Origin of the sequence: Streptomyces sp. NPDC047108, assembly GCF_040643575.1 — a bacterium.
In the GTDB taxonomy this organism is placed as follows: domain Bacteria; phylum Actinomycetota; class Actinomycetes; order Streptomycetales; family Streptomycetaceae; genus Streptomyces.
Map to the genome: position 1 here is coordinate 93239 of NZ_JBEYUP010000013.1, position 15042 is coordinate 108280.

Here is a 15042-nt window from a genome sequence, read left to right on the forward strand (position 1 = left end):
CGGAACGATCTTGTGGGAAGGACCTCGCCGTCATGCTGATGGAGCGGGACGCCGAACTGAACCGGGCCGCCGGGGCGCTGCGGCGCACACAGGACGGTCGCGGGGCGTTCATCGTGATCCGTGGACCGCTGGGGATCGGCAAGTCGGCGCTGCTGCACGAGATCGGTGTACGAGGTGCGTGGCTCGACGCCACGGTTCTGCGGGCGGGCGCCGCCCCCGTCGAGCGGGACTTTCCTCTGGGGGTCCTGCGTCAGCTCCTGGAACCGGCTCTGCGGCGTGCTCCGGAGGGCAGGGGCGAGCGCTGGACGGCGGAAGGGGCCCGGGGAGCCTTCTCCCCACTGGGGGACGACGCCTTCGGGAGCTGCTGGGCGGGCCCGGTCGGCGCGGCGGATCCGGTCGGCGCGGTGGACGCGGTGGACGCGGTGGACGCGGTGGATGCGGTGGACGCGGTGGATGCGGTCGATGCCGGGACCTTGCTCAGGTCGACCCGGCTGGTCGAGAACATCTCCCGTGACCGACCGCTGCTGCTTCTGGTCGATGATCTCCACTGGACGGATGCGGCGACGCTGCGCTGGCTGCGGCACCTGGCCGAGCGGGTGGACACCATGCCGGTCGTACTGGCCTGCACCGTCCGAGACGGCTGCCGGCATGCGGGGCGGGCGACGGTACGTGAGCTGACGCGCTCGGCGACGCACACACTCCGCCCCCGGCCGTACGGGCTCCGCGCCTCCCAGGCGGTGATCCGGGTGGGGACGGGGGAGCCCGCCGACGAGGAGTTCGCCGCCGCCTGCCACGCCGCCTCCGGTGGCAATCCGGCGCTGATCGCTTCGATCGTCGAGGAGTCGGTGGTGCGGCGGCTACGGCCGCTGGCCGCGAACGTCGAGTCCCTGGCCGGGCTGAGGCTGTCGTCCCTGCGCGTTCGTGCGCAGCAGTGCCTGGAGGAGCAGAGCCCGCAGGTGCTGCGGCTCGCGCGGGCCATGTCCGTGCTGGGCGAGGACGCCGATGCGGAACTGCTGGGTGCGCTGGCCCTGTTGGACGCGGGAGATCGGGACGACAGCATGGCAGCGCTGACCCGACTGGGATTGGTCACCCATGGTGCTCCGGCGCGGTTCGTGCATCCCGTGGTGGGGGAGGCGGCCCTGGAGGGGATGCCGGCCGCGGATCGTACGGCAGCGCACGCCCGTGCGGCGGAACTGCTCCACCGGGCCGGACGCCCCATCGAGCGCGTGGCCGACCAGCTCATGGACGTGGGGGCGCCGCAGGACGCCTGGGCGCGGCAGGTGCTGCGCGCCGCGTCGGAGAGTGCCCTGCACCGGGGTGAGGCCGAGGTGTCCGCCCGCTACCTGCGGTGTGCGCTGCTGGACAGCTTCCCGCACGGTACGGACGGCTCGGACCGTGGTCACCTGCTGGTCGACCTGGCCACAGCGGAACGCAGTTTCGCCCCGCTGGCGGCGGTCCGGCACATGACCCAGGCCGTACCCCTGCTGGAAACGCCCGCCGACCGTGCGGAGGCCATGACCCGCTTGTCCCCGGCCGTGCTGGCTTCGTCCCTTCTCCCGGTCCCCGACCTCCTGCGGCGGGTCGCCGACGGCCTGGGCGACGAGCGGCAGTTGCGCGGACGCGAGCGGGAACTGGCCCTGCGGCTGGAGGCGCGGATGCGTCCCATCTGCAGCCCGGACCCGCTGCTGCTGTCCGACTCCGTGGTACGCCTGAAGAGGCTGGGTCCGGATCCCGCGATGGACACCGGCGGGGAACGCGAGTTGCTCGCGATGCTGCTCGCCTCGGCCACCTGCGCCAACGCCCTCCCGGCGGCCGAGATCGGCGGCCTGTGCGAGCGCCTTCTGCAGCGGGAACCGGCCGACCCCTCGCATGTGCACACGTCCATGCCCATGGTCGTCGCGACCATGGTCGCAGCCGACTCCGCCGACGCGCTCGTACCCTGGCTGGAGTCGGCGCGGGACGAGGCCGCCCTCGGCGAGAACCCCGTCGAACAGGCCCTGATCCGCAGCGAGCAGGCCCTCGCCGCCCTCGCCCACGGCCGCCTCCACCACGCACGAGCCCACGCGACCGAAGCCTTCGAGATGACAGGCTCCGAACACGACGGCGTCGGCGTCACCGCCGCCGTCTCACTCGCCCTGGTCGCCATCCACGCACGCGACATGACCCTCGCCCAACAACTCCTCGGCGGCCGGTACCGCGCCACGGACGAGCGCTACCTGTGGGCCCTGCTCACCGTGCTCGATGCCACTCTCGCGATCAGCCGAGGCGAACTGCGCACCGCACTCGGCCATCTCTACGACGCCGGGCACCGCATGGAACAGTACGGATGGCGCAATCCGGCCCTGCTGCCCTGGGCTTCCCACGCCGCCGTCGTCCACCACCATCTCGGCGAACACGAGCGTGCCGCCGACTTGAGTCGTCGCGAGGTCGAACTCGCCGAGCTCTGGGGCGCCCCCTCCGCGCTGGGCCGGGCTCTCACCGCGCAAGGCCGGGTCACCCACGGCCCGTCGGGCCTCGCCGTGCTCCGTGACGCCGTCGACGTCCTGGAAGGATCGGCCAACCAGTTCGAGATGTCGCGCGCCCTGCTGGCACTTGGCGACCGCATCGGTGCCGGCACGACGGAAGGCGAGTCGGCGCTCCGCAGATCCCACACCCTTGCGATGGCCTGCGGAGCCACCAGGGTCGCCGGCCAGGCCGCCTCCCGGCTCGGAGGCGCGGTGCCCAGCCGGCAGGACATGCCCGCCCGCTCACGCCTGACGCCGGCCGAACTCAGAGTGGCGAAGCGGGCCGCTGTGGGGCTCAGCAACCAGGCCATCGCCGACGGCTTCGGCATCAGCTGCCGCGCCGTCGAGAAGCACCTCACCAACTGCTACCGGAAGTTGGCCATCACCGGCAGATCGGTCCTCGCAAGCGCTCTGAGAGGACCTGGCCCGAACTGAGGACCAGTGAATGCCCCGGCCATCGGATCGGGCGGCATTGAGGCCATGGTGGGACGTCAACGAGACGCACCTGCGCGACTGGTACCGGCCGCGCGATCTGCTGCCGGGCCGCATCGAGACCGTCATCGGCGCCGGCAGCACCCTGCGCGAGACCGTCGACCGCATCATGCTCGACACCGGCCTGGCCCGCCTGCCCGCGATGGACGGCTGACCGGGGCGCGGCGCGCCGTTACGCAAGAGGCGCGCCCGTGACGGCTGTTGAGTCGCAGAGGTTTCCCCGGATCGTCCATGCCCTGCCGGCCGCCGCGGAGTTGCTCGTCGGCTGCTCACTCCGCCCCCTTCGTCACACTTCCGGCCGGCCGAGACTTTCCTGAGGAGGCTGCCGGCGACGGTGGCGGGATGCGGCGTTCTCGGCGGGGATGCCGCATCGCCGATGCGGCGTGACCGAGGGTGATGCTTTGTGGCGGTATGTGTGACGGGGGTCGCCTTTTCCGGGTCGGGAGTGGCAAGCTGCACGGAACGGATCTCAGGGTGTATATCGCCGCATGGGGTCCCTGTCTCCTTCATGTGGCTCTGCTGAGGTTGGCACACATTGTTGAGAAACTTGATCAAGCTCCGAGGAAGCGGTGCGCTGCGCGAGTGGGGTTGGTTCACCCCGCCTCCGCGCCGGAGCGCGAGGCACCGCGCACAGAGCGCGTCCCCGCATGGGCAGTGGACGTCCGACCTGGTTCCCGAGCGGAACGGCGGCTCGAATTCCCACGAGGCGCCCCACCTCTCGCACGTCGCGGACCCCTCGCCGGATTTCGTGCCCCAGCCGCGGACCCACGAGGGTCGCCCGGCGTGGTCGGCTCAGGACCCCGCTTCTGCCGACGCCGGGTACCGCACGGCCGACGCCGTGCAGCAGCCCTCAGAGGCGCCCGGCCCCGGTGACCCCGCACCACCCCCCGTCGATTCCGGGGCCGACGCCGGAGCGGCCGATGCCCCGGCGGAGAGCAGCTCCGGCACCCGCTCCGCATCCCCCTCGCCGGACGCGATTCTCATCCGCCGCACCCTGGCCGAGATCGAGCCCGTCGCGGACAAGGTCATCTCGTACTTCTACGCGATGCTCTTCGTCCGGCACCCCGAGGTGCGCGCGCTCTTCCCCGCCGCCATGGACACGCAGCGTGACCGCCTGCTCCGCGCCCTGCTCACCGCCGCCGAGCACGTCGACGACGCGGACACGCTCACCGAGTACCTCGTCGGCCTCGGCCGCGGTCACCGCAAGTACGGCACGGTGTCCGACCACTACCCGGCCGTCGGCGAGTGCCTGCTGCTGGCGCTCGAGCGCTACGCGACCGCGACCTGGGACGCGGCGACCGTGGCCGCCTGGGTGCGCGCCTACAGCGCGATGTCCCAGATCATGATCGACGCCGCGGCCGCGGACGAGGCCAAGGCTCCCGCCTGGTGGGAGGCCGAGGTCGTCTCCCATGAACAGCGCACCTCCGACATCGCGGTCGTCACCGTGCGGCCGAGTCGGCCCTACCCTTTCCGGGCGGGGCAGTACACGATGCTGGAAACGCCGTGGTGGCCGCGTGTCTGGCGCCACTTCTCCTTCGCGTCCGCGCCCCGGCCCGACGGTCTGCTCACCTTTCAGGTCAAGGCACTCCCGGCCGGCTGGGTGTCCAACGCCCTGGTCCACCGCGCCCGTCCGGGCGATGTCATCCGCCTCGGCCCGCCCGTCGGCTCGATGACCGTGGACCACGACACCGACAACGGCCTGCTGTGCCTGGGCGGCGGCACCGGGATCGCGCCCATCAAGGCGCTCGTCGAGGACATCGTCGAGCACGGCCGAAAGCGCGCGGTCGACGTCTTCTACGGCGCACGCACGGGCCATGAGCTCCACGACGTCGATGCCTGGCTGCGGCTGGAGCAGGCGCACCCATGGCTTCGCGTCCGCACCGTCGTCGCCGAGGGGCCCACGCCGCCCGGGGCCCTCAGGGGTCTGCTTCCCGAGACTGTGGCACGGTTCGGCCTCTGGGAGACGTACGACGTCTATCTCGCCGGCCCGCCCGGCATGGTCAGCAACGGCATCGACACCTTGGGCGGTATCGGCATTCCGCCCCACCGGATCCGTCACGACTCCATCGCGGAGCTGCACGCTTCCGTGCGTGGTCAGGGCACCTGAAGCGAGGAGGCCGACGGCTGATGGCCGCGCGGGATCCACGTTGATGCGGGTCGCCAACGGGGCGACGGGCACGGTCCACGGGGGCGTTCGCTCCTGCGGGGACGCCGTGAGGACGGCACATTCGCACGGCGTGAGGACGGCACGTTCGCCACGCCGTGAGGGGCTTCGGGTCACCGTGCGGGAGGCGTGCCTGGCGCCTTCCCCCGGCCGATGCTGTGTCCGTTCGGGGCCTGCTGGCCGACCGTGAGGCGAGCGATGCCTGGTGGGGTGTTGCCGTGGATGCTCACCGCACCGCCAGGGTCCGGTCTCCGGGGGCACCGAACCGACGGCTCTCCGCCGGTACGGGCACGGGAGCGCCGGCCAGGCCGAGCGTCCCGGCCACAACGACGTAGGCGAGTTCGCTGCGACAGCCGCCGCTGCCGTGGACACCGGTGAGGCCGCGCATCGCCTCGGTCAAGATCTCGTGTTCATACCGCAAGGGCCGAGTGGGCCGTGACCGTGGTCATCGCTCCAGGTGCTCCTTGAGCGCGGTGAGCGTGGCGCGCATGGACGCTTCGTTGTGGTCGGCGCGCGGTCCGGTGCGCAGGAAGGCTTCGCTCAAGCGGCCCGTGAGCATTCCCAGCGGACCCACGCGCAAGTCGTGCCAGGTCTGTTCGACGAGGGTGCCCTGTTCGGTGGGGGTGAAGGTGAAGGACCATCGGGCGAGGGGTACGCCTCGTTCGACGTGCCAGGCGAAAGCCTGACCGGGGCGGGCGTCGGTGATGGTGCAGCGGGTGTTCCAGCGGATTCGGCCCCTGCGGTTGACACCGACGAATCGAGCGCCCGTGGCCGGTTCGGCCGGCTGACCGATCCATCTGGCGCCGGTGCACTCCGGGCTCCACTCGCCCATCCGCGTCACGTCCGCGACCGCGGCCCACGCCTCGTGGGGCGTCACTGCCATCTCCTGGCGCACGCTGACGGTGCGTCGCTTTCCCTCTGGAGTCCGTGCGGGATCAGCGGCCCCGGGGGTACGGGGGCGGGCCACTACCTGGGCCCGCTTCGCCGGCAGGAAGGTGACGTGCCGCATCCGGTGCTTCTCCGGAGCGGGGTCGGGTGCAGTGAGTTCCGTCCGCTGCAGGACTTCACGGATGATCACTTTCATCTCCAGAAGCGCCAGTTGTGCACCCACGCAGTACCGGCGGCCACCGCCGAACGGCATCCACGCCTTTTGAGCGCGTGCTGCCTCGTCCCCCAGGAAGCGTTCCGGCCGGAACTCCGCGGGGCCGGGGAAGGCCTCGGGGTCGTGATGGATGAGGGTGATCAGCGGTGCGGCGAACCAGCCGGCCGGTATTTCGTACTCCGCGAGCCGCAAGGGTGCGTCGAGCAGCCGTGGCGCGTCGTACACGACGGTTCGCGCGCGCAGCGCCTCTTTCACCACCGCCTCCAGGTATCGCTCCTCGCCGATCTCCAACTCCTTGCGGAGGGTGGCCAGTGCCTGAGGTGTGCGGAGCAGCCGCTCGAACGTCCACGCCAGCGCGGTGGCCGTCGTCTCGTGCCCTGCTTCCAGCAGCGTGATCAGCTCATCGCGCAACTCCTGGTCGCTGAGCGGCTGGTCATGTTCGTCGCGGGCCTGGAGAAGACGTGACAGAACGTCCGTGGCGCCGGGGACGGGGTCGGCTCGGCGACGTGCGATCTCGTCGAAGAGGATGTCGTCCACGGCCGCACGGGCCTTGTGGAAGCGGGTCGAGGGCAGGAACGGGATCCGCAGAGCCAGCGGCCGCCGCGTCCATTCCCGGACCTGAGGGGGCGTCATCAGCATCACGGCCGATCCGCCGAGGTCGACCAGCTCGGGAATCGCCGCCCGCAGTTCGATGAGCCGTTCCGTGTCGCGAATGCCGAAGACCAGCCTCAGGATCACCTCCAAGGTGATGTCCTGCATGCGGTCGCGCAGCGCGAAGGTACGGCCCTGCGGCCAGCCGGCGATGTTCTCGGCGGCGATCTCGGCGATCTCGTTGCCGTACTGGGCGATGGCTTTGCCGTGCAGAGGCGGGCTGAGCAGCCTGCGATGCCGCCACCACGGATCGCCGTCCAGACTGAGCAAGGAGTTCTGGCCGACCAGATGCTCCATGAACTGGCGGCGTACCTCACCCGCCCGGCCACCACCCGCATCGACTTCGTACACACGCTGGGCCAGCTCAGCGGTCGTCACGAACACCTGCCGCGGAAAGCCCAGGAACTTCACCCGGAACACGGGCCCGTACCTGCGCCGGGCTGCTTCCATGACCCGCCTCGGAGCTACGACGACGAGCGCCGTCTGCAGGGAGGCTGGAAGGCGAGGGCCTGGAGGCAGGCAGGCGGATGTCATCGGCTGCTCCTGTCACGGGACGGCTCTGAACGCTTGTACTGTACGAATGTGCAACACGTTTGTATAGTCTGTGGACATGCCGAGGAATGAACCCATCACGCAGACCCACCGAGACAAGCTGCTCGACGGAGCACTGCTCTGCCTGCGCGAGAAGGGATACGCGAACACCACCGCTCGCGACATCGCCGAAGCCTCCGGTGCCAGCCTCGGCTCGATCGGCTACCACTTCGGCGGCATGGAAGCCCTGCTGGACGAAGCGCTCGGACGGTGCTTCGACGTCTGGATCCAGCGCGTTCAGCAGGCGGTCTCCGGCACGGCAGCCGATGGACCGCGAGCCCAGCTCGAAGCCGCACTCGTCGCGCTGATCGACTCGTTCGAGGACCTGCGCCCCCTGGTGATCTCCTGCGTGGAAACGTTCCCGCCGGCCATCCGCTCCACCGCACTGCGCGAGCGCCTGGCCGCCGGATACGCCGAGGCGCGCCGCGCCGGCAACGCCATGACGGCTGAATCCTGCGCCGAGTTGGGGATCGAACCGCTCCCCGGCGCGGAGGCCATCCCGTCCCTGATCATCGCGATCTGCGAAGGTCTCATGCTCCAATGGCTCGTCGACCCCGACAGCACCCCCAGCGCGCACGAAGTTCTCGACGCCCTGACGGTCCTTGGGCCCTTCCTCGCGCCGACGGCCTGATCAACAGCCCATCCGCGCGGGGGTAGCCGCTGCGTCCCGTACAGGCAGGGTGGTCGGCGCTGGTCGGGGGTCGGCATGATGGTTCTGAATTGCCCTACCAGATGGGCGCGTTGAAGGCCCATCGCTGCACGGAGGAGAACTCATGGCGCGCATGCCCGCGTATCGCCTCGACCCCTCTGGCCGCGACATACGGAGCGAGGCGGCGCACCTGCGATCCCTCGGGGATCTCGTCCTGGTCGAGTTACCCGGTGAGATTCGGGCCTGGTATCCCACCCGGCAGGCCACCCTCGAACGACTCGTCACCGACAGCCGGGTGAGCAGGAACCCCCGGCACTGGTCGTCATGGCCGGAGGCGATCCTCGCGAATCCGGCCGCGCACTGGATCCTGCCGTACATCGGTGTGACGCACATGATGAGCACTGAAGCGGAGGACCACCGGCGTCTGCGGAACCTCGTGGCGCCCGCGTTCTCAGCCCGTCGTACCGCCCTGATGAAGCCCGTTGTCGAGCGCGTCACCGAGGACGTGCTCGACGCGATGGCCGCCCGTCCCGCCGGTGAGCCGGTCGACCTGCGGGAGGCCTTTGCTCACCCGGTGCCGATGCGCGTGATCTGCGAACTCTTCGGTCTCGACGATGGCGAGCGGGAGCGGGTTGCCGCGTTCATCGAGGCCATCATGAACACGTCCGGCGTCGGCTCCGAGAGCGGTGAGGAGATCCTCGCCGCCGTCCGCGGCACATTGAGTGGTCTCGTCGAGCGTAAGCGCGCCGCTCCGGGCGACGACATGACCACGGATCTGATCGACGCCCGCGACAACGAGAGCCGCCTGAGCGAGGGAGAACTCGTCGACCAGCTCCTGCTCATCCTCGGTGCCGGCCACGAGACCACGGTGAACCTCATCGCCAACGCCGTCGTAGCGCTTCTCGACCACCCCGACCAACTCGCGTCGGTCCTCCGCGGCGAGGTGCCGTGGAGCAACGTCGTGGAGGAGACGTTGCGCTGGGCCGGCCCGGTCGCGTCCATGCCCCTGCGGTTCGCCACCTCGGACCTCGAGATCGGGGAGAACCGCATCGCCAGGGGCGAGGCCGTCCTCGCTGCGTGGGCCACCGCCGGATGGGACCCTCGAGCTCACGGCCCGGAATCCGACCGGTTCGACATCACCCGGAAACCGGGCAAGCACCTCGCATTCGGGCACGGCGTTCACCGCTGCCTGGGAACCGCCCTGGCGCGCACCGAAGCACTCACAGCGCTCCCCGCCCTCTTCGAACGGTTCCCCGACCTGCGCCTCGCCGTCCCGGGCGCGGAGCTCGACCGCTTCCCCTCCTTCGTCACCTTCGGCTACCGCTCCCCGCGGGTGCGCCTTACGCCCCGTGCTCCACACACTCGTCACACCGGGCACTGAGGCCGCAGGCTCTGAACGAGGTCGCGCGGCAGGCCGTGCGTGTCGTGGAGGTAGCGGAAGTCTTCCTCCTTCAGCCGGCCTCGGAACCGGGGCCGGGCCAATACGCGGCGACCGTGCTCCAGGAGCCGACCGAACCGGCGCTCCTCCTCGAGCAGTTCGCGTCGGAGGTCGTCCGGATCCGACTGCTGGCGGAAGTGGTGCAGGGTGTGTTGGATCAGTTCGTGCGGGAGGTCTCCGAGACTGTGTGACGGGTCGTCCCGCCACAGCCGGGTGAGCACGCGTCGTACCAGCCGGCGGAGTACGTATCCGCGGCCGGTGTTGGCCGGGTGCACGCGGTCTCCGATGACGACGAGGGCCGACCGCAGGTGGTCGCAGACGAGCCGAAGCGAGGCGTCGTCCAGCTGCCACAGATCGAGGAGGGGACGGCGCCAGGGGACGAGGACGTCGCAGTCGAACACCGACGTACCGCCCTGCAGCACCGTGGCCAGCCGTTCCAGGCCGAGCCCGGTGTCGACGTTGCGCTGGGGGAGGGGCACGAGGGAACCGTCACCGAGGCGTCGGTGGCGCATCATCACGTGGTTCCACACCTCGACCCAGCGGTCGTCACCGGTCGGCGTCGACTCCGGCGGGCCATCGCCCGTCCACAGGAAGATCTCCGAGTCGGGGCCGCACGGGCCGACCGGCCCGTTGGACCACCAGTTGTCCTCGACGGTGAGCTCCACCGGAACTCCTCGCTCCTGCCAGAGCTTCAGTGAATCGGTGTCCGGTCCGGTCCGGTCGTCGCCGCCGAAGACCGTGGCGTGCAGCAGACCTGGTTCGATGCCGAATCCCTCGGTCAGCAGTCCGTACCCCCAGTCGAGACTGAGCGGGCCTTCGTAGTCGCCGAGGGACCAGGTGCCGAGCATCTCGAAGACCGTGAGGTGGGTGGTGTCGCCGACCTCGTCCAGGTCCGTGGTGCGCAGGCAGCGTTGCACGTTCACCAGTCGCCTCCCCTGGGGGTGGGGGCGTCCCTCCAGGTACGGGGTGAGGGGATGCATGCCCGAGGTGGTGAAGAGGACCGGGTCGTCGGGCGAGGGCAGCAGTGTTGAGCCGGTGATCCGGCGGTGGCCGCGTTCCTCGAAGTACTCGGTGAAGGTGCGGACGATCTGCTCGGTGTTCATGGGTGGCTCCTTCGCGGGGAGAGCGGAAGAGGCACCGGACAACGGTCTGCACGATCGACCTGAAGAGGGGGACCACGGCGTCATCGGCGGACCGTTCCCGGTCGCCGATGGCAGGAGTGCGTCAGGCGGCGGCAACCGGCGAGCTGGTCGCTCGCGCGGTCGCGGTGGTGCTTCGGCCTGTGACGTTCATGGGGCGACCGTAACGTGACCGGGTAGATGAGACACCCGATTTTCTGCCGGGCCGAAGGCGCCCACCCCGGCAGCGGCCGACGGATACGGCCCCGGGAGGCGCCCCATGGCGCAGCCGGCGGGAACCGGTCGGGCAGGGACGGCGTCCACTCCGGCATCACGTACCGGCACGTCGACCCGGGGCGGCGGGGGGCGTCGCGTTCGGCGGCGGCTGATCAGGAGAGGGAGGACGCGGTGTCCGGAGGTTGTGATCGGCGGCAGGTGATCGCGATGCTGCGCGAGCACCCGGAGCGCTACGCGTCCGAACCGGCGGAACCGCATCCGGGGGCAGCCGCGCTCGTGCTGCCGAACGGGGCGCCCGCACCGGACTGTCTGCGGGAGTGGGCGGCCTTCGACAACCGCTTCCCGATGCCCGGGCGCCGCACCGGCATGCCGGTCGCCGGCACGGACGGGGTGCTGCTGGTGGAGCCGATGGAGACCGTACTGCGACGGGTGTGCGTCGACTCGGTCGCCGAGGAGCTCGATGACGAGGACGTCCCCGGCCTGGGCGCGTACACGGAAGGGCTCTTCGCCGAGTACGTCGAGGAGTTCCCCGGCTACGGTGTGGTCCTGGTGGAGGAGTATCCCGACCCGCTGCTGTGGATCGCCCCGTCGGGGAGCGTGACCCTCATCTGGTACGAGCGGGACGAGTTCTGGCGCCGGGCGACCTTCGACCAGGCGGTCGAAGGCTTCCGCGACTTCTGACAGCCCTCGGTGTCACGCCCGGCCCCCGGTGCCACGACGCGTCACCGGCGATCGACAGTGGTTCGCAGCGGCTGCCCTCCGCGCGGTGGCCGTGGGGTCGCCGTCGCCGCGGCGAACGGGCCGGCCCGCGGCCGTCGCGTCCCGGCGCGCAGCGGGGGACGCGGTGCCGTCTCGCCCGTCACGGCGGTGTATCTGGTGCAGTCCGGCCCCGAAGCGGAGGCCCGGCGGAATCAGTAGAGGGCCGCGCAGAGCATGCCGCCATCGACCACCAGGTTGTGGCCGGTGATCCACCGGGATGCGGGGGAGACCAGGAAGAGGCAGGCGTCCGCCACGTCCAGCGGCTCACCCACACGCTGGAGCGGAACCTTGGCGCGCCATCGGGCCACGCCCTCGGGCCAGTCGTGTTCCAGATCCGGCCGGTTGATCAGTCCCGGGGAGACGGCGTTGACCCGGATGCCGAACGCCCCCAGCTCCTGAGCACTCGACCGGGCCAGCATGACGACGGCCGACTTCGCGCTGTTGTAGTGGCTGTGCCGGAGAGCCGGACTCAAGGCCGCGATCGAGGCGATGTCGACGATGGCACCTCCGCCCGCCTTCCGCATCGGACCGACCGCCTCCTGGGTGCAGTGCAGGACCGACGTGACGTTGCTGGTGAACATCGCATCCCACTCCCACCGTTCCATCGCCGTCAGCGCCTTGGTGGGGAACGTCCCGGCGGCGTTGACGACGATGTTCAGCCGTCCCCACCGGGCTGTGGCGCTGTTCATGAGAGTGCGCACGTCGTCGGGGTCCGACAACTCGGCCCTCACAGCCATGGCTCTGCCGCCCGTCGCCTCGATCGAGGCGGCGGTCTCTCTCGCGCCGCCGCGGTTGCCCCGATAGTGCACCGCGACGGACGCGCCGGCTTCCGCCAGCCGGCGGGCGACAGCGGAGCCGATGCCCTGGGAGGCACCCGTGACGACAGCCACCTGACCCGCCAGGTCCAGCAGACCGCCCGTACCCGGCCGAGGAGTCCCCGCCGCGGTGTCAGTCCGAGACATGGTGGAATCCGTCGAACGTACGGCCTTCGAGGACGCACACGTCACGCAGCGAGCGCGCGTAGAACTTGACGTTGGTGTGGTCGGGGAAGGTGATGTAGTACGGCTGGCAGTACGGCCCTTGGTCCTGCCTGCCGGTGATGTTCCCCCGATGCGCGTTCGCGAACTCTTCCAGCTTTTCGCCGATCACCACGCCGATGTGCTCGAGCCCCATTTTGTAGGTGCTCTGGTGGACAGGGGGAATCAACTCGATCATGGAGACTCCGATGCCGGGCGCGGGAAGCAAGGGCTCGGACAGGATGATTTTCGAGATCCGGCGGCCGTTCCAGATGGTCTCCGCATTCGATGTGGCATGGCGTTCCAACGCCTCCCGGACCTTGACGTACTCGTCGTTCGTCTCCGTTCGGAAAGCGAAATGACTCAGCGCATATCCCGCAATATCGATGCCCATCGCGCGCAGGCGCTGCTCCTGAGTGCTGAAGAACCCGGAAGGGTTCCCCAGGATGCGCTCGACCGCGCTGCCGAACTCCATGATCGCTCCGATCTCCCGAACATTGCTCACCGGTGACGGGACGATGTTCCGCGGCCTTGCGCGGGAGGCGCTTCCAGGATCCTGCGCGTATCCGACATGCAGCCGCCTTTCCGGCGGGCGGATGGCAGTCCGCACGATGTCCGGGGAAGGGCCCGAGCGGACAAATCGGGAAGGGGTCATTCTCCGGTCGCGCCCGGTATCGTGCACGGGTGACCGGATTCCAGCCCGATCCGCTATCGGTCAGGACGCTGACCGACGTCGACGGCGTACGGGTGGCGGACGTGCGGTGCCATGCGGCGGTCTCACCACCGGGTGCGGAGGAGACCGACGGCCTGCGCCGCGTCGCCTTCCCTGTGCGGGGAGTGTTCTCGTGCGTGAGTTCCACCAGCACGCACATCGCGGAACCGGGCTGCGCGATACTGCTCGAGCCGGGGGAGTCGTACCGTTTCGGCCACCCGGTGGGCGGGGGTGACGCCTGCGTGGTGATCGGACTGGATCCCGGGCACTGGGCGCAGATCGTTTGCGCAGGTCACCCGCTCGCACGCACAGGGCGCCTCGTGATGCCCGCGCGCCAACTGCTGGACACGCTGATCTTCCGGGCCTCCGCCTTGCGCCATGGCGACGACCCCCACGCCATCCGCGAGTTGGCCATGATCCATCTCGGAAACATCACCTGCGCACACCAGGCGACCGACGGTCGGACCGCGCCGATTCCCCCCTCGCGGCACAAGGCAGCCCACACCGCGGCCGCCTTCGTGGCCGAGTACTACGCCGAGCCGATCCCCAGGCTGCTGGACGCCGCCGCGGCAGCCGCGGGATGTTCGCCGTACCACCTGGCGAGAGCCTTTCGCTCGGTGCACGGCGTGACCATGCACGCCTATCGCGAACGTCTGCGGGTTGCCGCCGCCCTGCGGGCCCTCGCCGACGGCGCGGACAATCTGGCCGACCTCGGCACGTCACTCGGCTACGCCAGCCACGGCCACTTCTCCGACCGTCTGCGGCGTTCGGCAGGCGCACCCCCGTCACGCGTGCGCTTGCTCCTGCGGGAGGCAGCGGCCCCCGCGCATCCCTGACACCGCCAGTCCGGTCGATGGTGGTGGGCGGGCTTGTCGCGCCGGAGCGAGGTCCCGGGGACTATCCTCTCGGCGCGAGGCAACCTTGGCGTGGTTGACGCGTGTATCTCGTGAGGGTGGGTTGTCTTCCCGCTCCGGCTCGGTCCGTGTTGCCATTCGAGCCCCTCGGCGTACTACCGGCCCGCCACCATTCCCCCTCCGGAACTCAGCCTTGTGTGAGGTATCCGCCATGACAACGTGCCACGACGCGGGCAAGCGACAGCACCGTCCCGCCCGCCGCTCCCATCGCGTGCTGCGCCTGGTCTCCGGCATCGGGATCGCTCTCCTGCCCCTCGCGCTGTACGCATGGGTGGCCCAGTCCATGTACATGGCGGACGCCTACGGCGCTTCGGCCCGCCCCGACAACGGCGGGTGGCTGGCCGTCGCCTCCGGGGTGGTCGGTATCAGCGCACTGGTCCTTCCGGCGCGCGCAGGCACATGGAAACCGCGCGTCGTGCTCATGGCCGGCCAGTTCCTGCTGTTGGCATTCGCGTTCGTCTCCATCGCCGTGGTGTAGCGGTCAGCCGCCGAGGTGACGGTCGGCGTGCGGCTTCCTGCCGGACTCGCCGTTCTGGTACGCCTGATCACCCCGTCGAGTGGCATTGCTCGTCCGACGCGACCCCCGTCGAGCGCGGCGGCCGTTTCGCATGATCATGCGTTCTGACACGGCATCACGTTCATGATGGAGGACACCCTGCTGGGTCTTGCGGACGGCTAGGGTCACCACCCATGAC

At 70.2% G+C, this 15042-nt stretch carries 12 protein-coding genes and 1 pseudogene; 8 read left to right on the forward strand and 5 right to left on the reverse strand.

Annotated elements, in window-relative coordinates; all coding sequences use genetic code 11:
• Positions 1 to 32: 32 nt before the first annotated feature.
• From ABZ822_RS23465 to ABZ822_RS23475, 3 genes and pseudogenes are all read left to right on the forward strand, one after another.
• Positions 33 to 2939, forward strand: a complete 2907-nt coding sequence (locus tag ABZ822_RS23465; RefSeq protein ID WP_360857475.1) for an AAA family ATPase — start codon at positions 33 to 35, stop codon at positions 2937 to 2939.
• A gap of 52 nt (positions 2940 to 2991) precedes the next feature.
• Positions 2992 to 3150: pseudogene (locus ABZ822_RS23470) on the forward strand (kinase); the annotation flags it as partial.
• Between the two features lie 684 nt (positions 3151 to 3834).
• Positions 3835 to 5103 carry a globin domain-containing protein gene (locus tag ABZ822_RS23475; protein ID WP_360857478.1) on the forward strand — a complete coding sequence of 423 codons (1269 nt, stop codon included), beginning with the start codon at positions 3835 to 3837 and terminating at the stop codon, positions 5101 to 5103.
• Between the two features lie 283 nt (positions 5104 to 5386).
• Here ABZ822_RS23475 and ABZ822_RS23480 read toward each other — a convergent pair whose 3' ends face one another.
• Together ABZ822_RS23480 and ABZ822_RS23485 are read right to left on the reverse strand one after the other, a co-directional pair.
• Positions 5387 to 5560 carry a hypothetical protein gene (locus ABZ822_RS23480; RefSeq protein WP_360857481.1) on the reverse strand — a complete coding sequence of 58 codons (174 nt, stop codon included), beginning with the start codon at positions 5558 to 5560 and terminating at the stop codon, positions 5387 to 5389.
• Positions 5561 to 5605: 45 nt separating this feature from the next.
• On the reverse strand, positions 5606 to 7447 hold the full coding sequence (locus ABZ822_RS23485) for a cytochrome P450 (protein ID WP_360857484.1): 1842 nt from the start codon (positions 7445 to 7447) through the stop codon (positions 5606 to 5608).
• Between the two features lie 76 nt (positions 7448 to 7523).
• Here ABZ822_RS23485 and ABZ822_RS23490 point away from each other — a divergent pair, with 76 nt between their 5' ends.
• Together ABZ822_RS23490 and ABZ822_RS23495 are read left to right on the forward strand one after the other, a co-directional pair.
• Entirely contained in the window at positions 7524 to 8135 is a 612-nt protein-coding gene (locus ABZ822_RS23490; protein WP_360857487.1) for a TetR/AcrR family transcriptional regulator, read from the forward strand.
• Between the two features lie 142 nt (positions 8136 to 8277).
• A complete protein-coding gene (locus tag ABZ822_RS23495) occupies positions 8278 to 9534 on the forward strand; it encodes a cytochrome P450 (RefSeq protein ID WP_360857490.1) in 1257 nt (418 codons plus the stop codon).
• Here ABZ822_RS23495 and ABZ822_RS23500 read toward each other — a convergent pair.
• The gene (locus ABZ822_RS23500; protein WP_360857493.1) at positions 9519 to 10694 is read right to left on the reverse strand and encodes an alanine--tRNA ligase-related protein; all 1176 of its coding nucleotides are present in this window, start codon (positions 10692 to 10694) and stop codon (positions 9519 to 9521) included. The genes ABZ822_RS23495 and ABZ822_RS23500 overlap by 16 nt on opposite strands.
• Before the next feature lie 423 nt (positions 10695 to 11117).
• On the opposite strand from ABZ822_RS23500, the gene ABZ822_RS23505 reads away from it, so the two are divergent.
• A complete protein-coding gene (locus tag ABZ822_RS23505) occupies positions 11118 to 11627 on the forward strand; it encodes a hypothetical protein (protein WP_360857496.1) in 510 nt (169 codons plus the stop codon).
• Between the two features lie 230 nt (positions 11628 to 11857).
• On the opposite strand, the gene ABZ822_RS23510 is transcribed toward ABZ822_RS23505, so the two are convergent.
• Entirely contained in the window at positions 11858 to 12667 is an 810-nt protein-coding gene (locus ABZ822_RS23510; protein ID WP_360857499.1) for a glucose 1-dehydrogenase, read from the reverse strand.
• Complete coding sequence (locus tag ABZ822_RS23515; RefSeq protein ID WP_360857502.1) at positions 12654 to 13196, reverse strand: VOC family protein; 543 nt, start codon at positions 13194 to 13196, stop codon at positions 12654 to 12656. The genes ABZ822_RS23510 and ABZ822_RS23515 overlap by 14 nt, the downstream gene beginning before the upstream one ends.
• A 209-nt stretch (positions 13197 to 13405) precedes the next feature.
• On the opposite strand from ABZ822_RS23515, the gene ABZ822_RS23520 reads away from it, so the two are divergent.
• Together ABZ822_RS23520 and ABZ822_RS23525 are read left to right on the forward strand one after the other, a co-directional pair.
• A complete protein-coding gene (locus tag ABZ822_RS23520; protein ID WP_360857505.1) occupies positions 13406 to 14269 on the forward strand; it encodes an AraC family transcriptional regulator in 864 nt (287 codons plus the stop codon).
• Between the two features lie 229 nt (positions 14270 to 14498).
• Positions 14499 to 14825, forward strand: a complete 327-nt coding sequence (locus tag ABZ822_RS23525) for a hypothetical protein (protein ID WP_360857508.1) — start codon at positions 14499 to 14501, stop codon at positions 14823 to 14825.
• The last annotated feature ends 217 nt before the right edge of the window (positions 14826 to 15042 follow it).